This window comes from Nonomuraea turcica (assembly GCF_030718205.1).
Taxonomy (GTDB): Bacteria; Actinomycetota; Actinomycetes; order Streptosporangiales; family Streptosporangiaceae; genus Nonomuraea.
Genome location: NZ_JAUZQF010000026.1, coordinates 67,168 through 92,526, shown reverse-complemented (window position 1 = coordinate 92,526; position 25,359 = coordinate 67,168). Strand labels below are relative to the sequence as shown.

The 25,359-nt window shown below is 65.6% G+C and carries 25 protein-coding genes and 4 tRNA genes; 19 read left to right on the top strand and 10 right to left on the bottom strand.

The features are described 5' to 3' along the window. Window positions 1-355 precede the first annotated feature (355 nt). The gene (locus Q9G87_RS47395) at window positions 356-2,317 is read left to right on the top strand and encodes an ATP-binding protein (protein ID WP_305923236.1); all 1,962 of its coding nucleotides are present in this window, start codon (window positions 356-358) and stop codon (window positions 2,315-2,317) included. A 351-nt stretch (window positions 2,318-2,668) separates the two neighbouring features. On the opposite strand, the gene Q9G87_RS47390 is transcribed toward Q9G87_RS47395, so the two are convergent. From Q9G87_RS47390 to Q9G87_RS47380, 3 genes are all read right to left on the bottom strand, one after another. Next, on the bottom strand, window positions 2,669-2,827 hold the full coding sequence (locus Q9G87_RS47390) for a hypothetical protein (protein ID WP_305923235.1): 159 nt from the start codon (window positions 2,825-2,827) through the stop codon (window positions 2,669-2,671). Between the two features lie 444 nt (window positions 2,828-3,271). Beyond that, window positions 3,272-3,347: transfer RNA gene (locus Q9G87_RS47385), tRNA-Lys, on the bottom strand. A gap of 207 nt (window positions 3,348-3,554) precedes the next feature. Next, window positions 3,555-4,709: an acyl-CoA dehydrogenase family protein gene (locus tag Q9G87_RS47380; protein ID WP_305923234.1), complete on the bottom strand. Its 1,155-nt coding sequence runs from the start codon at window positions 4,707-4,709 to the stop codon at window positions 3,555-3,557. 93 nt (window positions 4,710-4,802) lie between these two features. Between Q9G87_RS47380 and Q9G87_RS47375 the strand changes: the two genes are divergently transcribed. Next, a complete protein-coding gene (locus tag Q9G87_RS47375) occupies window positions 4,803-5,099 on the top strand; it encodes a PspC domain-containing protein (RefSeq protein WP_305923233.1) in 297 nt (98 codons plus the stop codon). Here the strand turns inward: Q9G87_RS47375 and Q9G87_RS47370 are convergent. Together Q9G87_RS47370 and Q9G87_RS47365 are read right to left on the bottom strand one after the other, a co-directional pair. Further along, window positions 5,094-6,383 (bottom strand): MFS transporter, encoded by a 1,290-nt coding sequence (locus Q9G87_RS47370; protein ID WP_371825933.1) that lies wholly within the window; start codon window positions 6,381-6,383, stop codon window positions 5,094-5,096. The two genes, Q9G87_RS47375 and Q9G87_RS47370, sit on opposite strands and share 6 nt — an antisense overlap. A gap of 109 nt (window positions 6,384-6,492) precedes the next feature. Continuing rightward, window positions 6,493-6,843: a metallopeptidase family protein gene (locus Q9G87_RS47365; RefSeq protein WP_371825932.1), complete on the bottom strand. Its 351-nt coding sequence runs from the start codon at window positions 6,841-6,843 to the stop codon at window positions 6,493-6,495. Between the two features lie 93 nt (window positions 6,844-6,936). Here Q9G87_RS47365 and Q9G87_RS47360 point away from each other — a divergent pair, with 93 nt between their 5' ends. The 4 genes from Q9G87_RS47360 (at window position 6,937) to Q9G87_RS47345 (ending at window position 8,752) form a co-directional block, all read left to right on the top strand. Then, window positions 6,937-8,436 (top strand): metallophosphoesterase family protein, encoded by a 1,500-nt coding sequence (locus Q9G87_RS47360; protein ID WP_305923231.1) that lies wholly within the window; start codon window positions 6,937-6,939, stop codon window positions 8,434-8,436. Continuing rightward, a tRNA-Glu gene (locus Q9G87_RS47355) sits at window positions 8,437-8,509 on the top strand. A gap of 89 nt (window positions 8,510-8,598) precedes the next feature. Beyond that, window positions 8,599-8,673 (top strand) — tRNA-Asp (locus Q9G87_RS47350). A gap of 5 nt (window positions 8,674-8,678) precedes the next feature. After that, window positions 8,679-8,752, top strand: a tRNA-Phe gene (locus Q9G87_RS47345). Window positions 8,753-9,097: 345 nt separating this feature from the next. Here Q9G87_RS47345 and Q9G87_RS47340 read toward each other — a convergent pair. Next, the gene (locus Q9G87_RS47340; protein ID WP_305923230.1) at window positions 9,098-9,946 is read right to left on the bottom strand and encodes a DeoR/GlpR family DNA-binding transcription regulator; all 849 of its coding nucleotides are present in this window, start codon (window positions 9,944-9,946) and stop codon (window positions 9,098-9,100) included. Window positions 9,947-10,241: 295 nt separating this feature from the next. Here Q9G87_RS47340 and Q9G87_RS47335 point away from each other — a divergent pair, with 295 nt between their 5' ends. From Q9G87_RS47335 to Q9G87_RS47285, 11 genes are all read left to right on the top strand, one after another. Next, window positions 10,242-11,549 (top strand): ABC transporter substrate-binding protein, encoded by a 1,308-nt coding sequence (locus tag Q9G87_RS47335; protein ID WP_305923229.1) that lies wholly within the window; start codon window positions 10,242-10,244, stop codon window positions 11,547-11,549. 61 nt (window positions 11,550-11,610) lie between these two features. Beyond that, complete coding sequence (locus Q9G87_RS47330) at window positions 11,611-12,573, top strand: carbohydrate ABC transporter permease (RefSeq protein WP_305923228.1); 963 nt, start codon at window positions 11,611-11,613, stop codon at window positions 12,571-12,573. 6 nt (window positions 12,574-12,579) lie between these two features. Next, entirely contained in the window at window positions 12,580-13,422 is an 843-nt protein-coding gene (locus Q9G87_RS47325; RefSeq protein ID WP_305923227.1) for a carbohydrate ABC transporter permease, read from the top strand. 55 nt (window positions 13,423-13,477) lie between these two features. Beyond that, complete coding sequence (locus Q9G87_RS47320; protein WP_305923226.1) at window positions 13,478-14,338, top strand: ketose-bisphosphate aldolase; 861 nt, start codon at window positions 13,478-13,480, stop codon at window positions 14,336-14,338. Window position 14,339: 1 nt separating this feature from the next. Further along, the gene (locus Q9G87_RS47315) at window positions 14,340-15,551 is read left to right on the top strand and encodes an ADP-dependent glucokinase/phosphofructokinase (protein WP_305923225.1); all 1,212 of its coding nucleotides are present in this window, start codon (window positions 14,340-14,342) and stop codon (window positions 15,549-15,551) included. A gap of 95 nt (window positions 15,552-15,646) precedes the next feature. Next, on the top strand, window positions 15,647-15,913 hold the full coding sequence (locus Q9G87_RS47310) for a type II toxin-antitoxin system Phd/YefM family antitoxin (protein ID WP_305923224.1): 267 nt from the start codon (window positions 15,647-15,649) through the stop codon (window positions 15,911-15,913). Continuing rightward, window positions 15,910-16,170 carry a Txe/YoeB family addiction module toxin gene (locus Q9G87_RS47305; protein ID WP_305923223.1) on the top strand — a complete coding sequence of 87 codons (261 nt, stop codon included), beginning with the start codon at window positions 15,910-15,912 and terminating at the stop codon, window positions 16,168-16,170. Before Q9G87_RS47310 ends, Q9G87_RS47305 begins: the two co-directional genes overlap by 4 nt. 418 nt (window positions 16,171-16,588) lie before the next feature. Then, window positions 16,589-17,086 carry a hypothetical protein gene (locus tag Q9G87_RS47300; protein ID WP_305923222.1) on the top strand — a complete coding sequence of 166 codons (498 nt, stop codon included), beginning with the start codon at window positions 16,589-16,591 and terminating at the stop codon, window positions 17,084-17,086. 52 nt (window positions 17,087-17,138) lie between these two features. Next, entirely contained in the window at window positions 17,139-20,141 is a 3,003-nt protein-coding gene (locus Q9G87_RS47295; RefSeq protein WP_305923221.1) for a helix-turn-helix transcriptional regulator, read from the top strand. Window positions 20,142-20,291: 150 nt separating this feature from the next. After that, a complete protein-coding gene (locus Q9G87_RS47290; RefSeq protein ID WP_305923220.1) occupies window positions 20,292-21,020 on the top strand; it encodes an expansin EXLX1 family cellulose-binding protein in 729 nt (242 codons plus the stop codon). A gap of 363 nt (window positions 21,021-21,383) precedes the next feature. Beyond that, on the top strand, window positions 21,384-21,776 hold the full coding sequence (locus Q9G87_RS47285; RefSeq protein ID WP_305923219.1) for a hypothetical protein: 393 nt from the start codon (window positions 21,384-21,386) through the stop codon (window positions 21,774-21,776). Here the strand turns inward: Q9G87_RS47285 and Q9G87_RS47280 are convergent. The 4 genes from Q9G87_RS47280 to Q9G87_RS47265 form a co-directional block, all read right to left on the bottom strand. Continuing rightward, window positions 21,742-22,488, bottom strand: a complete 747-nt coding sequence (locus tag Q9G87_RS47280; RefSeq protein ID WP_305923218.1) for a pentapeptide repeat-containing protein — start codon at window positions 22,486-22,488, stop codon at window positions 21,742-21,744. The two genes, Q9G87_RS47285 and Q9G87_RS47280, sit on opposite strands and share 35 nt — an antisense overlap. Before the next feature lie 429 nt (window positions 22,489-22,917). Beyond that, window positions 22,918-23,475 (bottom strand): DUF6461 domain-containing protein, encoded by a 558-nt coding sequence (locus Q9G87_RS47275; RefSeq protein ID WP_305923217.1) that lies wholly within the window; start codon window positions 23,473-23,475, stop codon window positions 22,918-22,920. Window positions 23,476-23,536: 61 nt separating this feature from the next. After that, window positions 23,537-23,938, bottom strand: a complete 402-nt coding sequence (locus Q9G87_RS47270) for a PIN domain nuclease (RefSeq protein ID WP_305923216.1) — start codon at window positions 23,936-23,938, stop codon at window positions 23,537-23,539. Next, window positions 23,935-24,159 carry a type II toxin-antitoxin system VapB family antitoxin gene (locus Q9G87_RS47265; protein WP_305923215.1) on the bottom strand — a complete coding sequence of 75 codons (225 nt, stop codon included), beginning with the start codon at window positions 24,157-24,159 and terminating at the stop codon, window positions 23,935-23,937. The genes Q9G87_RS47270 and Q9G87_RS47265 overlap by 4 nt, the downstream gene beginning before the upstream one ends. A gap of 306 nt (window positions 24,160-24,465) precedes the next feature. Here Q9G87_RS47265 and Q9G87_RS47260 point away from each other — a divergent pair, with 306 nt between their 5' ends. Both Q9G87_RS47260 and Q9G87_RS47255 read left to right on the top strand, forming a co-directional pair. After that, the gene (locus Q9G87_RS47260) at window positions 24,466-24,825 is read left to right on the top strand and encodes a hypothetical protein (protein ID WP_305923214.1); all 360 of its coding nucleotides are present in this window, start codon (window positions 24,466-24,468) and stop codon (window positions 24,823-24,825) included. Then, window positions 24,822-25,298 (top strand): hypothetical protein, encoded by a 477-nt coding sequence (locus tag Q9G87_RS47255; RefSeq protein WP_305923213.1) that lies wholly within the window; start codon window positions 24,822-24,824, stop codon window positions 25,296-25,298. Before Q9G87_RS47260 ends, Q9G87_RS47255 begins: the two co-directional genes overlap by 4 nt. Window positions 25,299-25,359: the final 61 nt, after the last annotated feature.

The following is a 25,359-nucleotide window of genomic DNA, read 5'->3' as shown; positions in this document are numbered from 1 at the left end:
GAAGAGCGCGGCAAAGGTGTGGGCCGCTCGCCGCCGGGCCACGTATCGCCGGGCCGTCGAACGGGTCGACCTGGATCGGCCCATCCGCGCGCGCCATGGCCTCCAGCATTCTTGCTGCTCTCACCCCCTACCCGGTAGCTCACCGTGTTGGCACGAACGTCCGGGCGCTGCGGAGGATCTGGGAAGTCCGCCGCATCAAGGTGCGCGGACAAGTGATGATCGCGAGCATCGCTGCTCGGCAATGGCGAGGATGTCACATGCCTGATCAATTAGGATTGTTTACTCGGACGAAGGTTGTGCAACCCATATGCCTTGGGAGAAGAGTCAGAGTTCCGGATCGCTGGAGCGGCGTCTGATGGCGGCGAGGGAGCGGTCTTTCGTCGGGCGGCAGGAGGAACTGGCCGTCTTCGAGGCCGCCTTGCGTACCGGTGGGCGGGTGTTGTTCGTGCATGGTCCGGGTGGGGTGGGTAAGTCGGCGTTGTTGCGCCGGTTCGCGCAGGAGGCGTTGGTGGCCGGATGGTCGGTCACGATGCTGGACGGGCGCACTTTGGGGCCTTCCCCGGTGGCGTTGGAGACCGAGGCCGGTCCGGCGTTCGCCGATGAGCGGGTGGTGTTGCTCATCGATACCTTCGAACATCTGCAGAGCTTGGAGGGCTGGCTGCGGGAGCGTTTCTTGCCCCGTTTGCCGGCCGGTGCGCTGGTCGTCGTGGCCGGGCGGTTCCCGCCGGACCTGACCTGGCGGGCCGACCCGGACTGGGCGGATACGTTGCGGGTCATGCCGCTGCGTGACCTGGCGCTTGAGGATGCTGCGGCGTTGCTGGCGGCCCGTGGGGTGGGCGATGGTCAGCGGGAGTCGCTGCTGGCTTTTGCGGGCGGGCATCCGCTGGCGCTGTCTTTGGGGGCGGCGGTGGCGAGCAAGGATGAGAAGGCCAGTTCCCGGTGGACGCCGACTCAGGATGTGGTGGCCACGTTGCTCGATCAGTTGATCGGGGAGGTGCCGAGCGCGGCGCATCGGCATGCGCTGGAGGTGTGCGCGCACACGTATATGACCACGGAGGATCTGCTGCGTGCGGTGCTTCCGGACGATGATGCCGCTTTGTTGTTCGCCTGGTTGCGGCGGCTGCCCTTCATCGAGTCCGGCCCGCTCGGGTTGTATCCGCACGACGTCGTGCGCGAGATCCTCGAAACGGACCTACGCTGGCGTGATCCCCGGGGTCACGCCGACCTGCACCAGCGCATCAACAGCCACCTCATGGCCCAGGTTCGCACGGTTGGCGACGCCGACGTGCTCCGGGTCGTCGGCTCCATGTTCTACCTGCGCCGTCATCGCAGGTCCCTGCCGGGCCGGGACTTCTGGCGGCAGGAGGACGACGTGTACGAGGAGGCCTTCCGGCCCGGGGACACTGAGGCCGTGGTGGGTCTGGTCGCCGACGTCGACGGCGCGGAGTCGGCGGCCGCCATCGCCTTCTGGGCCGCCCGGCAACCGCAGGCGTTCCACCTCTACCGGCATACCGCGACCGGTGAACTGGCCGGCGTCTGCGCCTGGCTTCGCCTGGACCGGCCCAGCGACGAGGAGGAGGCGGTGGACCCGGTCGTCGCCGCCTCCTGGGCCCATGTCCGCGCCGTCGCCCCGCTGCGGCCGGGTGAGCACCTGGGCGTCGGCCGGATCTGGGTACACGGGCGGGACCGGGGCCTGTCGTCGGTGATGGAGTGGCGCGGCGTCGGTCACTCCCTGCGTTCGGAACACATGGCCTGGTCGGTCATGGGCGTGCCCGTCGATGACCCCAGAGCCGACTACTACCGGCGCGACAGCCCGTACGAGCTCGAGCGCCCCTGGTTGGGCGATGCCGAATATGCCCTGTTCGCCCATGATTGGCGGGCGCTGCCCGCCCAGGTGTGGCTGGAGCGGCTGCTGTCGGCCGACACGCCGGCCAACGTCACTCCCGTACGAGAGCCCAAGCTCGCGGTGCTGACACAGGCGGAATTCACCGATGCCGTCCGCAAGGCCCTGCGCCACCTGTCACGGGACTCCGAGCTGGCCGCCAACCCTCTCATCCGCAGCAGGCTGGTCGCCGACCACGACGACCCCGTCCAAGCCCTGCGCCGGCTCCTGGAAGAAAGCATCCACAACCTGGGCCGCGACCCGCGCGCCGGCAAGCTCCAGCGCGCCCTGGAAACCACCTACCTGCGCGGCGTCCCCAACCAGCAAGCCGCCGCCGAACGCCTCGGCCTGCCCTTCACCACCTACCGCCGCCACCTGACCACCGGCATCGAACGCATCTGTGAGGACCTCTGGCACCGCGAACTCCACGGATGAACGAGAGCTGACACCAAGGCGGCCGGCGAGGCCGCACGACTGCGGGGCGCGGGCGGCCCGTGAGGGCGAGCGGACACGTGTGCGTTCACCGGTCGCCGTTCCTCGGTCATCCGATGCCAACGGTCACAGACGGGCTTGATCCGTAGGGAGGGGTCTGCTGGGCTCTGCCTGGGACGACGACAGCGGGAAGATCAGGCTTCCACCTCAGCAACTACGGTCCTCGTGGCGAACTGGCCGGTCATCCCGGAGCCGGAGTGCCCCGCCGGAGGCGCCAAGAGCGGTCGCCTTGTAGGGAGGGGGCTTGGCCGGTGGAATGCCTTAGACGCGGTGAACCGGCAGTGCCGACCGGGCCTATGCGCGCTCGAGGCGGTGGAGTCCCTGGCCGGGGCGCCAAAGGTCGATGACCATGACAGATCCCTCGAATTGCGTCAACACGACCTCGCGGATGTCGGCCTTGAAGAAATGAGACTCGCTGAATGCATCGAGGCCGAAGCCGCGCGCGGTCAACATCGGCGTGATTTGGTCCCGGTCGATGACCTCGGTTGCATACCCAGACGGCCCACGGCCGGAGGTGCGTGGGTGCGGCGGGGGCGCGGTGCGGCGGGCGGCCCTGAGTCCCGCTGCCGTCCGGGACCGGCGCCCACGCCGCACGCCCGGACGGCAGGGCGGTCGGCGGGCCGTGCGGCGGCGCGCCGCGCCGCCGCTTGATGCCGCGTGACAGGACCTCTGGCCAGAAGGACGCCGGGACATCTCGGGGTCCTTTGTCGTTGTCGCGGAATCGTCGAAGAGCTCATCCGAATGCCTACCCCGACCTGGGGGAACGCGTCAAGATCGATTCAGCGTATATTCCGCGAAGGGGGCACACGGCTGCTTCCGGCGGCCTGTGACTGCACCCGACACCCAGCCCACCGCAAGGCGAAACCCCAGCTCAGAAGCGGGATTCGAGGTGGAGAGTGGTAGGGCGCCCGGGGCTCGAACCCGGAACCTACGGATTAAAAGTCCGCAGCTCTGCCAATTGAGCTAACGCCCCCCATGTACAGCAAGGGTACAGAGATTACCGCCCAGTACGCGACGCGGTTCCCGCCCCTCACAGTAACGGATCGACGCAGCCATCAGTTTCCTGACCGAACCAGAACCCGACGTCCACGTCCAGGTCCACCCGGTACGCGGGCCCGAGCCGAACGAGACGCCCCGGACGCACACGCGTGGTGAAGATCCGGGATCGGGGAACACCGTCTCAACGGTACGCGGCGATCCCGGTGAGCGCCTCCCCGAGCACCAGCGTGTGAATTTCCTGGGTCCCTTCGTACGTCAGGACGCTCTCGAGGTTGTTCATGTGCCTGATCACCGGATACTCCAGCGTGATCCCGTTCCCTCCCAAGACGGACCGCGCCTGCCGGGCAATGTCCAGCGCCGCCCGTACGTTGGCCAGCTTTCCGAAACTGATCTGCCGCGGCTCCAGCCGCCCCGCGTCCTTCAGCTCCCCGAGATGCAGCGCGGTAAGACCGGCCTGGGCCAGCCCCACGTACATCCAGGCCAGTTTCTCCTGCGTCAGCTGGAACGCCCCGATCGGCTTGTCGAACTGGACGCGGGTCTTCGCGTACTCGACGGCCGACTCCAGGCACGCGCGCGCGGCGCCCACAACGCCCCAGACGATGCCGAAGCGGGCCTCCGACAGGCACGACAGCGGCCCCTTCAAGCCGACGACCCCCGGAAGCACAGCGGACTCGGGCAGACGCACATCGTCGAAGTAGAGGGATGAGGTGATGGAGGCGCGCAGGGACAACTTCTTGTGGATCTCGGGGGCGGAGAAGCCGGGGGTGGAGGTCGGCACGACGAAGCCGCGGATGCCCTCGTCGGTCTGCGCCCACACCACGGCGACGTCGGCGATCGAGCCGTTGGTGATCCACATCTTGCTGCCATTCAGGATCCAGTCGGATCCGTCCTTCTTGGCGTACGTCCGCATGCCGGCTGGATCGGACCCATGGTCCGGCTCCGTCAGGCCGAAGCAGCCGATCGCCTCGCCGGCGGACATCCGGGGCAGCCACTGATCCTTCTGCTCATCCGAGCCGTACCGCCAGATCGGGAACATGGCCAGCGAACCCTGGACGGACACGAACGAACGCAGCCCGGAATCGCCCGCCTCCAACTCCCGGCAGGCCACGCCGTAGGACACCGCGTCCGTTCCGGCGCAGCCGTACCCCTGCAGGTGCATGCCGAGCAGGCCGAGCGAGCCGAGCTCGGGCGCGAGGTCGCGCGCCGGGAAGGTGGCCTCCTCGAACCAGTCCCCGACGTGCGGCAGGATGCGGTCGGAGACGAAGGATCTGACCGTGTCGCGGATCAGCCGCTGGTCGGCGTTGAGCCGCTCGTCGAGGCGAAGCAGGTCGTCCATCTCGGATCCTCTCCTTACACGTAAGGGGTTACCAGGGTTCTACCAGGGGGAATCCCGATGTGCTAACAGCGGGTACGCGGGCAGTCTTGAGACATGAGCGAATACCACGAGCACAACGTCAAGAAACTCCGCCGCACCGAGAAGGGCCGGATCGTCGCGGGCGTCTGCTCCGGCATCGGCGAGTACGTCGGCATCGACGCGAACATGATCCGCATCGCGCTGGCGATCGCGACGCTGTTCGGCGGCCTGGGCGTGGGTGTCTACGCGATCGGCTGGCTCCTCATGCCGGACGAGCACAGCGACACCTCGATCGTGCAGGACCTGATCAGCAAGTCGCAGAACCGCGGCACGAGCACCGACTGGAGCGGCGAGCACAAGCCCCAGTCATGATGAGGCCACGGCCCGGGCAGGCACCCGGGCGGGCTTGTCCCCTCGAGACTCGGTCCAGACCATGGCGAGCGCGGCCGCGCAGGTGACCCCGGTGATCCCGGCCAGCGCGACCACCGGCTCAGGACCGAGTCTCTCCGCCGCGAACCCACCCACCAAGATCCCGATCCCCTGGACGGCCATCAGCCCCGACTGTACGATCCCGAACGCCTGGGCGCGACGTTCGGGCGGAACGGACTGGACGAAGGCGGCATTGGCCGCGAGTTGGTACGCCCCGCCGATCCCCGACAGAAACCACGCCGCCAGTACCACGGCCAGCGACGGCCGCATCGCGGTCACGACCAGGGGCGCGCAGCTCAGCATGGCCATCCAGCCCATGAGCCGCAGCCGCCCCGGCGGTGACACGAACCTGCTGAAAAGGAACGCCCCCACCACCGTCCCGGTCGGCATGGCCGCCATGAGCAGCCCGGTGATCACGGGGACCGGCAAGGTGCCCGTGTAGAGCTTGGCCGCGTACGGCACGGCGATGCCTTCGGGGAGCACATAGAAGCCGCACAACCAGGCGAACAGGACGAGCGTCCGCAGCTTCCTCGACCCGAAGACGAGCCTGGCTCCCGCCCTGGTCATGGTCCACATGGACGGCTTCGAGCCGTCGTCGTGGGTGGCGCGCCGGCGGCGGACGCCGGAGATCAGGATCAGCGCGGAGCCGAGGAACGTCGCCGCGTCGAGGGCGAGTGCCCGGTACGGGCCCATCGTGGCGATCATCGCTCCGCCCGCCGCGAAACCGAGCATCTGAACGGCCTGGTTCGTCATGTTCTGGAGGGCCGAGCCGATGACGTATCTGTCGCCTGCCAGGATTTCCGGCAGCAACGCCGCCCGCGCGGCCGAGAACGGCGCGCTGAGCAGCACCACGAGGAACACCAGCGTGCACAACGCCCAGAACGGTATGCCGGGCACCGCCATCACGGCCACCAGCCCTGCGCGCATCAGATCGCAGGTCAGCATGACGGCCCGGCGCGGGAACCGGTCCGCAAGCCCCGCCAGCAGCGGGCCGCCGACGATCGAGGGAAGGTACGTCAGCGCGTAGACGCTCGCCGTGGCCAGGGCCGAGTGCGTGCGGTTGTAGACCAGCACGGCGAGGGCGACCTGCGCGAGCTGGTCGCCGAGGAGCGACAGGCCCTGGCCGTACCAGAGTGCCCGGAACTCCCGGATGGCGATGACTTCCCGATAAGTGGCTTGGTGTAGGTCCGCACGTCGATGCCGTCCCGGCGCCCGTCGCGCCCGCATGGCCCCCATTGGACTCCGATGTGCCTGACTCAGGGTGTTCGCTATGTCACCTAAGGTGCCTGATCACTATGTCAGCCGCAACCCAAAGAAGCGAACCCAAGGCAAAGGGTTACCAACCCAGCTCGTGGAGCCTTGCGTCATCGATCCCGAAGTGGTGCCCGACCTCGTGCACGACCGTGATGCGCACCTCGTCGATCACGTCGTCCTCGGAATCGCAAATTTGGCAGATGGGATTGCGGTAGATCTCGATGCGGTCGGGCAGGACACCTGAGTACCAGTCGCCGCGTTCGGTGAGGGGGACACCGGTGTACAGGCCGAGCAGGTGGGGCTCCGGCGGATCATCGACCACAACGACGACGACATTGCTCATGGCTGCTGCGAGGTCGGCGGGAATCGTGTCCAACGCTTCGGCCACGAGTTCCTCGAACTTCTCCCGCGATACCTCGATCACACCTGCCATTGTGCCCCGACGGTCAGGTAAGCAAGAAACTGTATGAAGTTTCTCCACAGGTCAACAGCAATCCTTCGATCGAGGCCGTCGAGGGTGGCGGCGGTGCTGCTCGTGGCCGCCGTAGGCGCGTGGCTGGGGATCTTCTTCAGCGGCACCGTGCGTGCTCAGGTGGGTCCCGTCGAGACCGGCATGTCCCTCCGGCCGGCCTGGAACGGCGAGACGGTCGTGGACGCCAGCCCGCTCGGCACGCTCACGTTCCGCACCCACGACGCGCCGCTGCGGCTGCGTATCACGCTCGAGAACATCGACCAGCAGCGCGCGAGGGCCTTCATCGAGGATCCGCGCCTGGCCGACCGGCTGCCCCAGCTCATCGAGAGCGATCTGCTGGACGGCGTGCGGGCCCTCGCCATCCGCTCGCTCCTGTGTGCCGGCGCCGGAGCGCTGCTCGCGGTCCTGATGGTCTTCAGGCGCCCGCGCGTGGCCCTGCTGGGCCTCCTGGCGGCCTCAGTGGCGCTCACCGGGACCGCCGCGCTCGCCGCGCTCACCTTCCGCCCGAACTCGCTCGTGGAGCCCCGCTATTCGGGCCTGATCGCCGCCGCGCCGTCTCTGGTGGGCAGCGCGGAGGCGATCGTGACGCGTTTCGAGTCGTACCGGTCCCAGCTCACCAAACTTGTGACGAACGTCTCAAAGCTCTACGACACGGTCTCCACCCTGCCTCTGTACGACGCCGACCCTAGATCCATCCGGGTCCTCCATGTCGCCGATATCCACATCAACCCGATCGCCTGGAACGTCATCCGCTCGCTCAAGGACCAGTTCGCCGTGGACCTGATCATCGACTCGGGCGATATTTCCGACCATGGCACCAAGGCTGAGAACAAGTTCGTCGACGAGATTGGCCGCCTCGGGGTCCCGTACGTGTACATACGCGGCAACCACGACTCCATGACGACCCAGAAAGCGGTTGAGAAGCAGAAGAACGCCGTGGTCCTGGACAACAAGACCCAAACGGTGGCCGGCCTGTCCATCTACGGCCTGGGCGATCCCCGCTTCACCCCTGACCTGTCGGTGGCCGTCGACTCGAACCCGGCGACTCTGCTGCGATTCGCCCGCGCTCACCTCGCCAAGGTCGGCAAGGCCGACGTGGTGGCCGTACACGACCCGGACGTCGGCAAGGGCTTCAGCGGCGCCGCGCCCATGATCCTCGCCGGCCACACCCATGAACGTAAGACGACCATGCTGCCGTCCGGCACCCGCATGCTCATCCAGGGCTCCACAGGGGGCGCCGGCCTGCGCGCCCTCGAACACGCCCAGCCCACCCCGGTCCAGGCCTCGGTCCTGTACTTCGACAAGGAGACCAAACGTCTGCAGGCGTGGGACGACATCACGCTGGGCGGGCTGGGGGAGCAGTCGGTGTACATCCAGCGTCACGTGGAGCCCGACCCACATCGTATGATTTCCCCAGAGCCGACGAACGCCCCGTCGCCAACGGGATCGGTCAGCGGCACGCCATCGCCGAACGCCGGTCCGCCACTTTGGCATCAGGGGCAATCGTCCCCTATGCTTCAGAGGTCTCCGACGGAAGGCGGCAGGGAATCCTGAGCCCCCATCGTCTAGCGGCCTAGGACACCGCCCTTTCAAGGCGGCGGCACGGGTTCGAATCCCGTTGGGGGCACTGCGAGCGCCTAGCGCACCGCGAAACGGCTGGTCGAAGACCACCGCAGAGCTGGTAAGCTAAGCGAGCGCAAACAGCACGAAACGCAAGGTCCTGTAGAGCAGTTTGGAGTGCTCGCCACCCTGTCAAGGTGGAGGTCGCGGGTTCAAGTCCCGTCAGGACCGCTCTAGGTCAGGTAGCTCAGTTGGTACGAGCGTCCGCCTGAAAAGCGGAAGGTCGGCGGTTCGACCCCGCCCCTGACCACAGCAACTGACCAGCCAAGATGCCCCGAAGCGAGGATCGCTCCGGGGCGTTTTCGTGTCTGTGACAGCAACACCGACAGCAGCGTCGCCGCCCCTGCTGCTGGGCCTGTCCATGGCAGGCTGATGCTCGTGTGGTTACCTCCTTGGCCTGTGGCGAAGGATCCGGATCATGGCACGGTGTTGCCCGGGGCGCTTCGGACAGTTCGCGCCGCCGCCACCGCCACGATGGTTGAGCTGTTGCGCGAGACCTCAGGCTGCGCCAATCCGCAGGCTACCGAGCTTATGGCCGCTCACTTCGCCCCAGAAGGAACTATGTGATCCCGCGGCCACCTGCTCGTCACCCGAACTACTGGGGATCTTGATTGGCTTCAGAGGCGTCTTCGACGGTTTCCGGCGTGATCAGTTCTACCTCGTTCTCCGTCAGCGCGTCCAAAAGATCAGACGGCGGGGTGGAGTCTGTGACGAGGTAGTCGGCGCCCCCGAGCTCGGACACCTGGGCGAAGAGCCGGCGACCGAACTTCGACGAGTCGGCCAGGATCGCCACGCGCCCCGCCCGAGAGATCATCTCTCGCATCATCGCCGCCTCCGCGAGGTTGCTCGTCGTGTACCCGGCGGCCGACGAAACGGCGCCGACCCCTATCAACGCCAGATCGCAGCTGATGTCCAGCTCGCTTCCGTCGGACGCCCGGAAGCTGACGGGGCCGATGGTGGTCAGCGTGAGAGTGCGGACTGCGCCGCCGAAGAGGTACACGTCGCGGACGGCTGAGGGCGGCAGCGCCGGGGGCACGAGCAGACTGTTCGTCACCACTGTCAGGTCCCGATGGTTGCGTAGGTTCCGGGCCACGGCAAGAGTGGTCGTACCGCCGTTGATCATGACGACTGACCCATCTTCCACCAGCGACGCGGCAAGTACCGCAATCTTCTCCTTCTCGCGTTCTTCCATCTTGAGCCGCACGTCCACGGCCCGGTCGACCCGGGAAAGGGTCGACTGACTGACCGCTCCGCCATAGGTGCGGACCAAGACGCCGTCGGCGCTGAGCTGGTCCAAGTCCCGCCGGATCGTGTCGATGGAGACGCCGAAGCGCTCGGCGAGTGCGCTGACCGTGACCTGCCCGGCCTCTGCGACGTATGCCGCCAGTTGGGCTTTACGCCCTGCAGGTAGACGACGCTGCCGATCCTCTTCGTCAAGAGTCACTGACCCTCCCATCTCTGCGGTAGTTGCGCTACAGGCCAACGCAACAGAGGAGTAACACCGGCCTAGAACAGCAGACTACCGCATAATGCTGCTCCTTCCGGGCAAGATGCTGCGTACTTCACGAGGACCGAAGCTGGATGGCTCCTGTGCTTGCAGACCTCTTCTGTTGTCTGCCGAACTATGCGGTTTATAGCTGGATTCTGCGGTGCTGGGTCTTGTGAGATCTCGTCATGCGTTGTTAATGTGGCGGAAATCGGCAAAGAGCGGTAACACCTGGCACAGCAAGGAGGTCGCGATGACCGGAGGCAGCACCCGGTTGCAGGGCCGGACGAGGCGACTACTCGGGGTGATGGCGGTAGCGGTGGTCGGCGCCACGGTCGTGGGGTGTGGTTCTAACTCGGGATCAAGCGCGGGATCAAGCGGGGACGGGACCATCACGCTGGAGTTTGCGCAGTGGTGGGCGCCGGAGCTGCCGGCGGGATCGTTCGACAAGCTCATGTCGGAATTCACGGCGCAGAACCCGACCATCAAGGTCAAGCTGTTGAGTGGTCCGTACGCGTCCACCAAGCAGCAGTTGGTGTCCGGAGCGGCGTCGAGGACGCTGCCTGATGTTGTGGGCCTCGACGGTGCATGGGTGAGCGACTTCGCCAAGCAGGGTGCCATCGCTGACCTGTCCGAGCTCATGGCAGCTGCGAAGTACGACTCAAGCCAGCTCGCGAGCCAGATACAGGTCAAGGGGAAGACCTACATGATCCCCGTCGTGAACTTCGTCTACCCCCTGTTCGTCAACAACGATCTGCTCTCGAAGGCGGGGGTCAAGTCGCCTCCGAGCACGCGCACGGAGTTCTTGGAGGCGGCCAAGAAGATCAGCGCACTTGGCGGCAACGTCAAGGGCTGGGCCCTGCCACTCGACACCGCCGTTCCCAACGGCGTCCAGAATGACGTGATGTCATGGCTGTGGGCATCGGGCGGCAGCATGCTCACCAAGGACGGGAAGCCCGATCTGACCGGCCAAGGCGTCAAGAGCACCGTGGAGTACGTCAAGAGCCTGAACGACGCGGGCGTCATCTCGCCCGGAGCACTCACCATGAAAGAGCAGGACAAGGTCGAGAAGTTCTCTACCGGTCAGGTCGGCATGGTGATCGATTCCTTGGCTCACATCACGCTGATCAAGAAGAACAATCCCGAGTTGGACTTCACGGTGGTGCCGGTCCCGGCCGAGGACAGCTACACCGGCAAGCGCGGCATTCCGTACGCGTCCTGGGGCATCGGCGTCGCCGAGTCCTCGGAACACAAGACCGAGGCGTTCAAGCTGGTCCAGTTCTTGATGAACAAGCAGGCGAATGCGCAGCTGAGCACGTTGGCGAACGGCTTCCCTGGCAACAAGACGGCCGAGCCGGACTTCAGTAAGAGTGACCCGCTGTTCAAGACGGCCTTCGACATCTACAAGGCGGGGTATCCCGCCAACGAGTTCGTGGGGTTGCCGAAGTCCGAAGACCTGATGCGCAGCTTCGATGAGCAGTTGCAGCTCGTGCTCACCGGCAAGCAGGGTGTCGACGACGCCCTCAACAAGGCGCAGCAGGCCTGGACGCCGGTGCTCTGACCTTCCGTACTTCGTGGGCCGCGCCGACCGTGCGGCGCGGCCCCGAACCAAGGAGACATCGATGGAAACCGCGAAACTCGATCCTGCGGCCTCCCCGGGAGCCGCAAAATCGGCATCGGAATCCTCCGCGGACGGAGGGAGAAGGACGCGGCCCTTCCCCGTGCAGCGTGTTGTCCCGTACGGCTATCTCTCGCCGACGCTGATATTGATCTTTGTACTGATGACCATCCCCATCGCGATGGTGGTCAGCTATTCGTTCAAGGACAACGTGATCGTCGAGCAGAATCCGGTCTTCGCCGGCCTCGCCAACTACACCACGGTGCTCACCGATCCTGATTTCCTGGCAGCGCTGAAGAACACGTTCATCTTCATCACCGTGAGCACTGTCGCTCACCTCGGCCTCGGGCTGGCCTTCGCGACGATGCTCAACACGCCGTTGTTGAGCGGAGTGACGAAAGCCATCTTCCGCGTTGTCTACATCCTGCCCTGGCTGTTCACGGTCGCCGTGATCGCGGTCATCTGGCGGCTCATGCTGGACCCGTCCGGGGTGGTCAACTACATCCTGACCACGATCGGCGTGATGCGGGAGGAAGTGAGCTGGCTCTCCGACCCGAACATGGCGCTCTGGGCATTGACATTCATCAACATCTGGGCCGGCTTCCCCTTCTTCATGATCAGCATTCTCGCCGGGTTGCAGGGGATCTCGCCCGTTCTGTACGAGGCGGCCTCCGTGGACGGCGCAAGCACTTTCCGCCAGTTTCGCAATGTGACGATTCCACAGCTGAAACCGGTACTCCTCAGCATGGCCGTGCTCGACCTCATCTGGACCTCGCAGCAGTTCGCCCTCATCTGGATGACTACCGGTGGTGGCCCGCTGAATGTCACCGAGATGCTCAGCACCTACACCTACAAGCAAGCCTTCAGCAGTTACGAGTTCGCCACCGCGTCCGCCGCCGCCGTCATCGTCCTGCTGCTCACGATGATTCTGGCCTTCTTCTACGTTCGCCTGCAAAAGGAGAGGTGATCACTCGTGCTCACCCGCAAAAGGCGGCGCGTCGGCGCGAAGATCGCCGTGCTCGCAGGCTTGTGCATCGGCGCGGCCTTCGCCGGGCTTCCAGTCGTGTGGATGCTGTCGACGTCGTTCAAGACCAATGGGGAAGTTTTCCAGGTTCCGCCACGGCTGATCACCGAGAACTTCTCGTTCGACGCCTACGAAAAGATCCTGGGCGACGAGACGCAGTTGAGGTTTTTCATCAACAGTTACATCGTCGCGCTTTCGGTGACAGTTTTGACATTGTTCGTGGCAATCCTGGCGGCCTATGGATTCAGCCGCTACAACTTCCCGCTGAAGCGATCCATCAACGCCGTGATCGTCACTGTTCAGGCCGTGCCACCGATCACACTCGTCATTCCCTACTTTGGTCTCGTGGTGGCGCTCGGCCTTTATAATACTTATCCGGGGCTGATCCTCACGCACATGGTGTTCACCTTGCCCTATGCGATCATCATGATGACCGCGTACTTCAACACCCTGCCACGGGAATTGGACGAGTCCGTCAAGGTGGACGGGGCGTCCAGCTGGACGGCTCTCTGGCGGATCCTGGTGCCCATTTCGGTTCCTGGGCTGGTCGCCGTCGGCGTCTACACCTTCATGATCTCGTGGAACGAGTACCTGTTCGCTCTGACCCTCACTCGTACCGACGACATGCGAACCGTTCCCATCGGCATCCAGCTCCTGATGGGCCAGCACTCCTACGAGTGGAATCAGATGATGGCCATGAGCATCCTGGGGTCCATCCCGGTGCTCGTGTTGTTCCTCCTCTTCCAGCGGCGATTCATCGGCGGCCTCACCTCCGGCGCAGTCAAGGCCTGACACATCGTCCTCGTCCCGAGCGATAATCCACTACCCCAGAAGGAGAAATACAGCAATGCTGACGACCGGCAAGGTGCTCTTGGCTGTCGCGAATGAAAGAAACTTCGCCGTGCCCGCCTTCAACATCAGCGACTACGCCATGTTCAACGGCATCGTGGACATCAGCGAGGAGAAGAACGCGCCGCTTTTCATCGGGATCCATCCCGACGAGGTACGGCACATCGGAGTGGACGTGATCGCCGCGATGACCCAACGAGCCCATCGCTCGTCCGTGCCGATCGCGATTCACTGGGACCACGGCGCGACCTATCGGGAGATGCTGACCGCGATCCGGATCGGCTTCACCTCGGTGATGATCGATGCCTCGATGCAGTCCTTCGAGGACAACATCGCGATCTCCAAGAAGGTCGCTGACACCGCGCACGCGGTCGGCGTGTCGGTCGAGGCGGAGCTGGGGACGATCGGCAAGACCGACGGCGAGGCCGAAGACGGCAGCGACGCGATCATCTACACTGACCCGGCGGACGCCGTGACCTTCGTGCAGGCAACGGGGGTGGACAGTCTCGCCGTGGCCATCGGCACCTATCACGGCATTTACCCGAAGACCCTGAAGCCGGAGCTCAAGCTCGACCTGCTGAAGGAAATCAAGGATCGGGTCAAGATCCCACTCGTGCTGCACGGCGGCTCGGGCAATCCTGACGAAGAGATTGCGCAATCGGTCAAGCTCGGTATTAACAAGATTAATATCTCCAGTGACATCAAGCTGGCCTACCACATGAAGATGCGCGAAGTCTTGGCCGATGAGAGCCTGCGTGAACCGCTCTCCATCCAGCCGCCGTGCATCGATGCGATGAAGGCGGTGGCCGGGCAGAAGATTGACCTCTTCGAAGCGGCCGGCAAGGCGTCTCTGTACTGACATGACCAGTCATGTAGTCCTGGGCTTGGGGGGATGTGTCGACTATGAACTCAAGCTGTCCTCGCCGCTCTTGGAGCAACTTGTCGGCGAGTACCAGATCCACAATGCCGAGCTGACTTCATCGGTCACCGTAACCAACGAGCGCGAACTCGTCATTTCAATTCTCACCTACCTTAAAAAGGGCGGAGGGGGAGAGCACTTCGTCGCCTCCTCCGAATGCCTGAGCGCATTCGCAGGGCGGTTCCCCAAGCGAACAACTCTGGGTGGAACCTCCGTTCGAGCGGCGATGGAGATGAGCCGGCTCGGCGTACCATCCACCCTGCACCTGGTCAGTCTCAACGACATCGTCCGACGACTGCTGCCGGCAAGCTGCGACTACATCTGTAGCGGCGACCATGACACCCTCTATCCACACCTGATCGTGCAGTACGACCAGGACATGCGGGTTCGAGCAGGTGACATCGACATCCGTGCGCCGTTTCCGAACAGATTGATCTACGTCAACGACCCGGCGAACGAGTCCATGATGCTGAGTGGTGAACTGGGCTCGTTGCTTCGAGACGCACGGGTCTTTCTGATCTCGGGATTCAACGCGGTACGGGACCCGAGAACACTTGACCGGCGTCTGTCCACGCTGAGAAGCCACATGCGACAACTTCACGCCGAGGCGGTCGTCTACTACGAGGATGCCGGATTCCACGAGCCGGGCCTCAGCCGACGGGTACGCGACGCGCTTGTGGAAGTCATCGACATCTACGGACTGAACGAAGACGAGATGCAGTCGCACCTGGGCTACGCCGTCAACCTGCTCTCCGTGACGGAGGTGGCGCGCGCCCTCGAATCGCTGCAAGCTCTCATCCCCGTGACGACCCTGGCTGTGCATACCAAGTATTGGTCGGCAGCATTCGGCGAGAGAGCCGGCGAGTACGCAGAGCCACTGAACGAGGGCATCGTGATCGCCAGCACCCGCTACTGCCACGGAGATGAGTACACCGACCACCACTACGAACTCATGCGGAACCGGCCGAGGCGAACGGAGGCGGTGGAGTTCGCCGCGGCTCTGGAAGGCCGGATGGGCAGGGTTGTTCGTTGCCTGCCTGGCTTCGATCTTGACGTTGCCGCACCCACGACCATCGGGCTCGGCGATGCGTTCGTCGGCGGTTTCCTCGCCGCAGTCTCCCGGGGTGGTTCAAGCAGTCAGGGCATCACGTGAGCCAATCCGCGCCCGCGTCTATCGGCCGTACTTCGCGTACCCGTGTGCGGATCCACCGCCGCACCTTGATGTACATCATGATGTACACTGATGGCATGAAGGTGATGACCATGTCCGAATCGCGGGCCAACTACGCCGCCACCCTCGACGCCGTCATCGATGACCAAGAAGAAGTCCTCATCACTCGCCCCGGTGGGGAAGGCGTCATCATGGTGTCGCAGCGCGAGTACGAATCGATGCGCGAGACGCTCTACCTGATGGCCTCTCCCGTCAACCGCAGACGGCTGTCAGAGGCGGTCGCCCGTCTGGAGGCCGGAGGCGGCACCGTCCGCGAACTGGCCGATGAGGACACCACCTCGTGAAGATCCTCTTCGACGAACTCGCCTGGGAGGACTACTGCTACTGGCAGCGAGAAGATCGACGCATCCTCAAAAGGATCAACCAGCTGATCGCCGACATAGCCCGAAACGAGAACGAAGGCATCGGCAAACCAGAGCCGCTGAAGTACGAATGGTCCGGCTACTGGTCCCGGCGTATCACCTCAGAACACCGGCTCGTCTACCGCGTCAACGACGACACGATCATGATCGCCGCTTGTCGCTATCACTATGAGAAGTAGCATCCGTCCGACCGGGAAACCCCAGCATCCCGCCTTCTTCTAGAGAGAAAGCACGCTGCCTGCGGCACCCCTCTTGCGGGATATGCCTGCCACTCGCCGGCTGTGACCAGGACGATCGTGCCGCCGAGGAGCGCCTGGCCCAGCGCTATCAGCAGGCCGGGTCGCCGCACGCCTATGTCGGCGAGTTCTTCGACGGTGGTCACCGGTTCGACGTGATGATGCAGGACGCCGCGTTCGCCTACCTGGCGGCGTGGCTGCGGCCGTAAGCGTGGCGGCGGTGCCGGCCGGAAGATAGTGCGTCGCCGTGGACCGTTCTAAGGATTTCTCCTCATGTGTGCTCACACCTCTTAGCTGGATTGTGAGGACATCGCCCCGGGGGGACAGAGTTACCGGGGGCCTTCAACACAGGGGAAACATCATGCGACGCTCGATCCACCAGCTGCTAGGTCTGGCCGCCGCCACCGCCGCCATAGCCATCGGGGTGCCGGCCGCGGCCACCGCCGCGAACGCCTCCGAAGCCAGGCATCTGGACACCACTTCCCAGTCCCGGTCCTTCGACGCCGGCCCCTGGGGCTTCTATTACTCGAAGTCCTACGAGGGCGGTCACGCCTACGCCCGCGCCAGGTCGTACGTGGACGGCAACGGCCGGATCGTCGTCGGCGGCAAGCTCTACGACAAGCGCTCGCCGCAGCGCCTGTGCGGCTACGTGCAGGTCAGGTATGACAACTTCCAGCCCGACGACCGGGAGCCCCAGTACTACTCCGCCAAGCACTGCGGTAGCGGGTACAGGGACTTCCGCTTCTCCGAGTTCGGGGCCAACACGGCGGACTTGAGGGTCTGCTTCACCGACGCCTACCGCGGCAGGCACCTCTGCGGCAAGTGGAAGCGCATCTACACGAGCCAGGGCGACGCGTAAGCGACTGGGCCAGGTGGGCCGTCACGTATTGGTTCACAAAGGAACTTAAGCGATGATCGAGCCCATGGCGGAGCGGTTGTCGAGTCCTGTCTTCGTGGGACGGGTCGCGGAGATCACCCGATTGGAGGCGGCCCTGGAGCGGGCGGTCGCGGGTGAGCCCTCGACGGTGATGGTGGCCGGCGAGGCGGGGGTGGGCAAGACCCGGCTGCTGGCCGAATTGATCGGCCAGGCCCGGGAGGCCGGTGCGGTCACGCTCGTGGGCGGCTGCCTGGACGTCGGCGACGGGGTGCTCGCCTATGCCCCGGTCGTCGAGGCGGCGCGGTCGCTGGGCGGGATGCTGGACGCGGAGGAACTGGGGCGGGTTCTCGGTGGGTCGAGGGCCGAGCTGGCGCGGCTGGTGCCCGAGCTGGGCGAGCCGGTGGCCGGCGCGGATCCGGTGGCCCCGGCGCGGCTGTTCGAGCTGCTGCTGGGTGTGCTGCACCGGCTGGCAGAACGGCGGCCGGTGCTGCTGGTCGTCGAGGATCTGCACTGGGCCGACCAGTCGACTCGCGATCTGCTCGGGTTCCTGATCCGGAACGTACGCGCCGGAGTCTGCATGGTGCTGACGTACCGGAGCGACGATCTCCACCGCCGCCACCCGTTGCGCCCCTTCCTTGCCGAACTGGGGCGAAACAGCCGCGCCGAGCGGCTGGAAGTCGGAGCTTTCGGCCGCCGGGAGGTAGCGGACCTGCTCGCCGGGATCACCGGCGAGCGTCCTTCGGTGAAGCTGGTGACCGAGATCCGCGCCCGGTCCGGAGGCAACCCCTTCTTCGTAGAGGAACTGCTGGCCGCCAGCCGCGAGGGGACGGCGATGCCCGCCGCGCTGCGCGATGTGGTGCTGGCCCGGGTGGAGGCGCTGTCCGAGCCGGTTCAGCAGGTGCTGCGGGTGGCCGCGGTGGTCGGCCGGCGGGTGGACCACAATGTGCTCGCCGCGGTGTCGGCTCAGCCGGTGGCGCAGCTGGTCGGGGTGCTACGTGAGGCGGTCGCCCATCGTGTGCTGTCGGCCGAGGAGGGCAGCGATTCCTACGCGTTCCGGCACGCGCTCGTACAGGAGGCCGTCTACGACGACCTGCTGCCGGTCGAACGTGGACCGTTACATGCCGCCTACGCGCGGGCTCTGTCGGACCGGATCGACAAGCGCGCCGGTTCCGCGACCGCCGCGGAGCTGGGGCAGTTGGCGTATCACTGGTACGCCGCCCACGATCTCGGCGCCGCGCTGCTGGCCTGCGTAGGCGCGGGTCAGGCGGCGGAGGCCACGTACGCGCTGGCCGAGGCGCTGCAGCACTACGAGCGGGCGCTGGAGCTGTGGGCGCAGGTGCCGCAGGCGGCGGCCCAGAGCCCGCTGGACCGGGTGACGGTGCTGCGGCGGGCCGCGCAGGCGGCCTTCCTGCTCGGCGAGCACGATCGTGCGATCGCGCTGGCGGAGGTCGCGCTGGCCGAGGTCGGGATGGACGGGACGAAGGCCGGGCGCGAGCCGCTGCGCACCGGGGTGCTCCTGGAGCGGCTGGCGCGCTATCACTGGGCGGCCGGTGACAGCGCGCGTGCGCTGGAGACGATCGAGCGAGCGGTGGCCGCGGTGCCCGCCGAGCCGCCCTCCCGGGAACGCGCTCGTACGCTGGCCGCGCGCGGGCACATGCTCTTGCTGATGAACCGCCACGCGGAAGCACAGGGATGCTGTGAGGACGCGATCGCCATGGCCCGTCAGGTCAACGCGCGGGCGGTCGAGGGGAACGCGCTCAACAGCCTGGCGGCGGCGCTGTCGTTCCTGGGGCGGCTGGACGTGGCCGGTGCGTATTTCGAGGACGCGTTCCGGATCGCCGAGGAGGTCGGCAACACCGACGACATGTGCCGGGCCCGTGTGAACCACGGATACGCCTTGTGGGCCTACGGTCTGTGGGAGGCGGCCGCGAAGCTCAGTCTTGAGGCGTACCGGCTGGCCGCCCGCTTCGGGCTGGTTCGCATGTACGGGCGGTCGGCGCTGGCGGACGCCGCCGAGTCGCTGATCTTCCTGGGCCGCGGGGAGGAGGCGCTGTCGCTGCTGGAGGAGGAGTTCGCCGAGTTCGACTCGCCGACCGGTTTCCTCGACGCCGCACCGCTTCAGGCCCGGGCCCTGTATCTCCTGCATCGAGGCGACCTGGCCGCGGCCTGGGAGGATCTGGCCGCGGTGCTGAAGAGCACGCCGTTCTCCCTGGATCCCCAGTACGCCGCCCCGCAGTTCGGCCGCATGGCCGCCGTCGCCATGTGGGACGGCAGGCTGGAGGAGGCCAGGGAGGCCGTGGCCGAGGGGCTGCGTCTGCTCGGCGACAGCGACGAGGGTTCGCTGACCATCGAGATGAGCCACATCGGTCTGACGGTCGAAGCGGCGATCGCCGAACGGGCGGTCGCCCAGCGGGACGCCCACGAAATCGGCCAGGCCCGCCGGAGCGGCCGTGCTCTGTTGGAACGTGCCCGTACGGCCGCGGCTCACGTGTCCATTCCCCTGGTGGAGGCCAGGCTGATGAGTGCCGAAGCCGAGTGGACCAGGATCGAGGGAGCGAGCGACCCGCAGCGCTGGGCTGCGGCGCTGGCCGCCTGGCAGGGGCTCAAGTGTCCGTTCGAGATCGGGTACGCGCGGTGGCGGTACGGCGAGGCATTGCTGTCCACTGGCGCCTCCCGCGAGGCTGTGGCCGCCGATCTCATCGAGGGCTGGACCGTGGCACGGGATCTCGGGGCCCGGCTGCTGGCCGAGGAGATCAGCGCCCTGGCACGCCGGGCTCGCATCGACCTGACAAGCTCGGAGGAGGCGCCGGAGCCGAGCGGGCGGTCCGCGGAGCCCGGTGACCGGTTCGGGCTCACTCCGCGCGAACGTGACGTGCTGAAATTGGTGGCCACCGGCCGTACCAATCGGCAGATCGCCCAGGCGCTGTTCATCAGCGACAAGACCGCGAGCGTGCACGTGTCCAACATCCTCGCCAAGCTCGGCGCCGCAAACCGATCGGAGGCGGCGGCGATCTCCCACCGGCTGGGTCTCGGCTGATGGGGCCGAGCCGGGCTCCATCGGCGTGCCGTCGGTTCGGGTGCACTGACCCGGACATAGATCGTGTGTCTGGATATCTGACGCTTTACCGTACTGAGATGTACCGATTTCGCTACTGTCGCATCCATCCCGCACGAGAGGAAACCCTGGATGCGACGCTTACCCTTCGTCCTCGCCGCCGCGCTCACCGCGACCTCGCTCCTCCCGGACCCTGCCCTGGCGAAATCCGGCCGGAGCGGCGAGAGCGCCGCAGCCACCCGCGCGCCCGCGAAGCCGGTCGCAGGCAAGGCGACCAAAGGGAAAGCGACCTTGTACGAACTCCAGTCCGGGGGCGGTAACTGCTCATATCCGTCGCCTCCCGCAGACAACCTCTACGTCGCGCTCTCTCCGCGCGAGTACGCCGCCGCGGCCGCCTGCGGCGGCTACCTGAACGTCACCGGGCCGAAGGGCACCGTCCAGGTCAAGGTCGTCGACCAGTGCCCGGAGTGCCCGGCGGGGTACATCGACCTGAGCCGCACGGCCTTCGCCCGCGTCGCGGACCCCGGCAAGGGCACAGCGGCGGTCAGCTACCGCCCGGTCGGCAACCCACGAGTCGGCAGACCGCTCTCCTTCCGCGTCAAGGAGGGCTCGTCGCGGTGGTGGTTGGCCCTGCTGGTCATCGACCACGGCAATCCGCTCGCCTCGGTCGAGGTGAAGGCCGTCGGCGGCGCGTGGCGCAAGCTGGCCCGGGCCGACTACAACTACTGGATCGCCCAGTCCGGCGCAGGCCAGGGCCCCTTCGCCGTACGGGTCACCGACACCCGCGGCCACCGGGTCACGGCCAACGGCGTCCGTCTGGCCCCCGCCGTCATCCAGCGCACCACCACGAAGATGTACTGACACGAGCCGGGGCGGTTCACGTCTTAGCCTGGGACGTGTCCTGTGTCTGCGGGCGAGTCGGGCACGTCGGTGTACTACCTCGCTGTCGATGCGTCGGGAGACTTTCGGCGTCAGGTTGAGGTGTACGCCGGTGGCGTTGTCCTTGACTATGACGGAGGAGCACGATGAGGACCGGTAGGCGTACGAGCGCGGACGTTCGTGGACCTCGCCTGACTGTTCGTCCAGCTCGGACAGCGGCAGGGGTCCGCGTTCTTCGAGTTAGAGCCGCGTATCTCCCCGCCTTCCAGGGCGTTGATCCGCTGGTGGGACAAGTGACCCCGTCTTCTGCGTTCCCTGTGGGCTTGATCGGTAGGGTGGCCGGTCATGGGCGTTCTCGTCGACTACTTCACGGCGGACTCCGATCAGTCCGCCCGGCTGGCCCTGGCTGGCGGGCCGGAGGGCATGAACCTGCCGTACATCGACTGCAAGGGGTGGCTCGACGAGCTCGACGCGCTGGCCGCTGAGCTCAGCGGACGCGACCTCAGCGAGTTCGGGGACAGCGAGACCATCGTGGACGACGGCGAGTCAGCGGGCGTGGACCGGGCAGCGCCCGAGACCGTTGCCGCGCTCGCCGCCGTGGACGACGTGCGGCTGCGTGTGTACGCCGAGGAGGAACTGCTCGACGAGTTCGAGGTCGAACGCATCAGGGCCTTGCGGGATCTGGCCCGCGAGGCGGTACGGCTCAATCAGGGGCTGTATCGCTGGACGTGCGTCTGAACGCCTCGAACAACTCCTCGCGGAGCGCCGGCGGCAGTTTGCGGCCCATGTCCAACGGGCTCACCAGCGCCTGGTCGTCGTTCTGTGCCAGAGCCGTGTCTGCGAGGAACTCCAGGCTGAAGCGGGCTTCCTTCCGGTGCCGTGTGTCCGGCCACTGCTCCAGCAAGGGCAGCACCGCGGCCACGCGCGCGCTGATCCGGTTGAGGAGCGCGTAGCCGGGCAGGCCGGGCCAGCGCTGGGCCTGCAGGTCGATGTGATGGAAAGCGACGTAGTCCAGCTCCGCGCCGGTGAAGTCGTTTCCGGTGAAGTCATTGCGGTCCCTGCCCAGCGCGGCCTGGTGCTGGGTCGGGCGGCCCCAGAAGTTGACGTTCCGCACGCGACCGAGGAAGACGCAGTTGACGAACTCTGCTTCGAAGGTGTCTGTCTGGTCTCTCAGTCGAGATTGGTCGAAGGTGCATCTCTCGAAGCGGACGTTGCCGAAGAACGTGGTGGGTGGGAAGCGGGTGCGCCGGAACATGCAGTCGCGGAAGACCGATTGCGGCCAGCCGACGCCGTCCCATGTCCCTTGCCTGCAGGTCGTGGCCATCGAGAGGCGCTCGAAGACGACGCCGGTGAAGTCGCATTCCTCGAACTCGCTGCCGTGAACGGTGAATTCGGCGAACCGTGTTCCGGAGAAGTCCACGTCCACCAGTCGTGCCCGGTCGAAGGTCACGCTCGACACTCCGGCGGGCAACTCGAATCGCTGACCGCGAAGTTCACCACGCGCGATCAACGCAGGATCCCATGCCTCTGGACTCGGCCGGAGGCTGAGTTGCTCGAACGCGCTCATGCGGACCGCCTGCCGCGGCTTCGATCGGAACACCTGTCAGCGGAGCGTCTCACCGCGCCAGGAGGATCAGCTGCGATGGTGTCAGCTGAAAGCACGAGATCATGCATATGCGGAGTCTGGCAGTCCCGTCCGACAAACTTCAGGGTGACGTTTGAGTTGCGGTGTGAATAGATCACGAGCGTAGGTTCCGTGTTGAACCGCCAAGTTCTGCACGAACGTCAAAGGAGTCAGGGGTTCGAGTCCCCTCGTCTCCAACACGAGGTGAAGGCCCGGTTCCAGATCATGGAGCCGGGTCTTTGTTACGCCGCTTGATCAGTTCCACCAGTCCCGTTCAGGAAGTCTCAGCCACATGTCGGGTGGACCAGTGATCGCCCGGGCGTCGTCCAGGCGCAAGCCAATGCGGGCACAGCAGTAGGCCACGGCGTGGTGGTGGTAGAGGTAGGTGGCGAGGATCTCCTCGGCGGAGTCGTCCGGGTACGCGCCGCCGGCACCGGGGTGGGTGTCCCCTTCCTCCATGACGCCGTCACGGAAGGCGGTCCCGTGATGGCCGCCCTTGGGATTGTCGTACATTCCGTAGTAGGCGGTGCCTGCTGACAGGCGCTTGGCGACCCCTGGCGTGTAGGGGATGTATCCCCATGGTTGGCTGACGACGCATCCGCCAGGCACCGCCGTGACGCCGACGACGGTCAGGTTGTCGTCGAGGTGCGACCCGAGATTCTCGATGATCGCTCCAACGTCCTCGTCGTCGGCCGGTACGGCCTCCAATCGCCGTGCCACCTCGGCCGCGGTGATGTCGGCCACGCAGGCCATGCCCAGCCCGAAGTAGCTGAGATCCCCTATCGCGGCTATCAGACGTCTGGCTTCGGTCACGGCCGCGGTCTCGGCTGGAGACAGACCACGCCGATTTGCGGGTTGGGGCCGAGAGGCTCCTTCAGCTGATCCATCGCACCGGCTGCCCGGTCAGGCGGGCGATGGTCTCGAAGTCGCGGTCGGCGTGCAGCACAGTGAGCTTGTGATGCCGAGCCGTTACCGCCATGAGGAGATCGACCGGAGAAGCGCATTGGTGCCACCCTTTGTCGGCGAGCTCGCGCTGCAAGCCTCCCGTCTCGTGCCATGCCGAATCAGGGATCATGTAATACGGGAAGGTCTCCTGGAGGAGATTGCCGGCTTCGTAGAAGGCTGGTCGGCTGCCGACGGCTCGGAGATACTCCTGTCTGACCGGCTCGCAGATACCGACGAGTCCGGCACAAACCGTCTGATCCCATTCCGCGCCGACCTGACCGCGGTAGAAGCGGACCAATGCGCTGGTATCGATGAGATACAGCTCCGTCACGCCACGTCCTGGTGTGCGTTGTCGCCTTTATCGATGATTGAGAAGTCGATCTCACCCTCTGCGACCATCGCACGCATGCGAGCCACGGCCGCCGCCCGCCTTCGTCGATCAACGATCTCTCGTAGGGCGGCGTTGACCGTGTCCTTCTTGGAGGAGGTGCCGAGCAGCCTCGCGGCCTCGCTCAGGGCCTCGTCATCGAGATCGATCAGTGTCTTGGTCATGATGCCCGCCTCATCTGTATATACAAACTCAGATCAGTATATCAGGAGTGTTGATTCGAGGCACTGCTCACCCGATCCACCATCCGACATCGTCGGTAGCAGTGCTGGCACTCCTTGAACAACTCAGGTACACGTGTGTTACTGATCATGGCCTGCAATGCCGGCAATTTTGGCCGGCACCTTGCGAGGCATCGAAGATCGTTCGTGCGGTCCCGCCTCGGGATAGCACGCGCAGCGGACATGGCCGGCTGGGACGATATGGCCCGTGGGCGGACATGGAGAGCCACTCGTATCCAGAATGAGTGGGTGACGGTGGATCTGGCGGGGATGACGGAGCGTGAGTACTTCGCTCACGTGGCCAAGCGGCTGGGCATGTTCGTAGTCGGTTCGAAGCTTGCCGGGGTCGAAGGGTTCCTGGACGGCTACGACGAGCATGCGCGGCGCCATGGAGGCCCAGGCCTGCAAGGGTGGCGAGAGTGGCTGGTGGCTCGACGGGGCCAGGACTGCAACCACGGCTGGCAGGGGCAGGTGCGTCATATCGCCCTTACTGGCGGCTGGAAGAAGTGGGATCTGACGCCGGAAGAGGAATCTCGGGTCATCGAGGTGCTCTTTGAATTGCTCGATGAGTTTCTCGCTGAGCGTGAACGTTTGGAGTCTTCACGATGAACAACGTCCCGCTGCGCTTGGAGCGCACGACTGATCGTGATGTCCATGGCGACTTAATCCTGCGACTGGGCACTTATCGGCATGTCTGCGATTCGTACTATCTAGCCATCGACGAGTCCGCACAGGCAGGTCAGGACGTCGCGGATGGTCTCGTGCGCCTCCTCGACCAGTGGGACGAGCACCTTCAGCGGGTGCGGGCCACCGGAGGCACCGTCTTTCTGCCCTTCGATTTCTCGGACCAATGCACGGCGTGGTTGCGCGTCTCGTCGCCGGACGGAAGCCAAGCCACCGTTCAGGCAGGCTGGAGCAGCATCGAGGGGTGGAGCTTCTCCCCCTCAGACTTCGCTGAGACCGCGGCGAGGGTCCATGACTTCAAACCCGTCATCAATGCTTCCGTCGAGTGTGATCTTGACGATCTCATCGCCGCAGTCGCACAGAACCAGGACTTACTCGCCCTCCGCGGGAATCGTTGATTCTGCCGGTCTGCCTGGCTACGGAAGACGGGAGGAGGTGGTTGCGCAGCCAGGCCGTGCC

Excerpts from the sequence above, each read along its gene's own strand:
- Q9G87_RS47395 (WP_305923236.1), top strand. The coding sequence starts at position 356 with ATGGCGGCGAGGGAGCGGTCTTTCGTCGGGCGGCAGGAGGAACTGGCC.
- Q9G87_RS47390 (WP_305923235.1), bottom strand. The coding sequence starts at position 2,827 with ATGTTGACCGCGCGCGGCTTCGGCCTCGATGCATTCAGCGAGTCTCAT.
- Q9G87_RS47380 (WP_305923234.1), bottom strand. The coding sequence starts at position 4,709 with ATGGACGACCTGCTTCGCCTCGACGAGCGGCTCAACGCCGACCAGCGG.
- Q9G87_RS47375 (WP_305923233.1), top strand. The coding sequence starts at position 4,803 with ATGAGCGAATACCACGAGCACAACGTCAAGAAACTCCGCCGCACCGAG.
- Q9G87_RS47370 (WP_371825933.1), bottom strand. The coding sequence starts at position 6,383 with ATGCGGGCGCGACGGGCGCCGGGACGGCATCGACGTGCGGACCTACAC.
- Q9G87_RS47365 (WP_371825932.1), bottom strand. The coding sequence starts at position 6,843 with ATGGCAGGTGTGATCGAGGTATCGCGGGAGAAGTTCGAGGAACTCGTG.
- Q9G87_RS47335 (WP_305923229.1), top strand. The coding sequence starts at position 10,242 with ATGACCGGAGGCAGCACCCGGTTGCAGGGCCGGACGAGGCGACTACTC.
- Q9G87_RS47330 (WP_305923228.1), top strand. The coding sequence starts at position 11,611 with ATGGAAACCGCGAAACTCGATCCTGCGGCCTCCCCGGGAGCCGCAAAA.
- Q9G87_RS47320 (WP_305923226.1), top strand. The coding sequence starts at position 13,478 with ATGCTGACGACCGGCAAGGTGCTCTTGGCTGTCGCGAATGAAAGAAAC.
- Q9G87_RS47315 (WP_305923225.1), top strand. The coding sequence starts at position 14,340 with ATGACCAGTCATGTAGTCCTGGGCTTGGGGGGATGTGTCGACTATGAA.
- Q9G87_RS47310 (WP_305923224.1), top strand. The coding sequence starts at position 15,647 with ATGAAGGTGATGACCATGTCCGAATCGCGGGCCAACTACGCCGCCACC.
- Q9G87_RS47300 (WP_305923222.1), top strand. The coding sequence starts at position 16,589 with ATGCGACGCTCGATCCACCAGCTGCTAGGTCTGGCCGCCGCCACCGCC.
- Q9G87_RS47295 (WP_305923221.1), top strand. The coding sequence starts at position 17,139 with ATGATCGAGCCCATGGCGGAGCGGTTGTCGAGTCCTGTCTTCGTGGGA.
- Q9G87_RS47290 (WP_305923220.1), top strand. The coding sequence starts at position 20,292 with ATGCGACGCTTACCCTTCGTCCTCGCCGCCGCGCTCACCGCGACCTCG.
- Q9G87_RS47285 (WP_305923219.1), top strand. The coding sequence starts at position 21,384 with ATGGGCGTTCTCGTCGACTACTTCACGGCGGACTCCGATCAGTCCGCC.
- Q9G87_RS47265 (WP_305923215.1), bottom strand. The coding sequence starts at position 24,159 with ATGACCAAGACACTGATCGATCTCGATGACGAGGCCCTGAGCGAGGCC.
- Q9G87_RS47255 (WP_305923213.1), top strand. The coding sequence starts at position 24,822 with ATGAACAACGTCCCGCTGCGCTTGGAGCGCACGACTGATCGTGATGTC.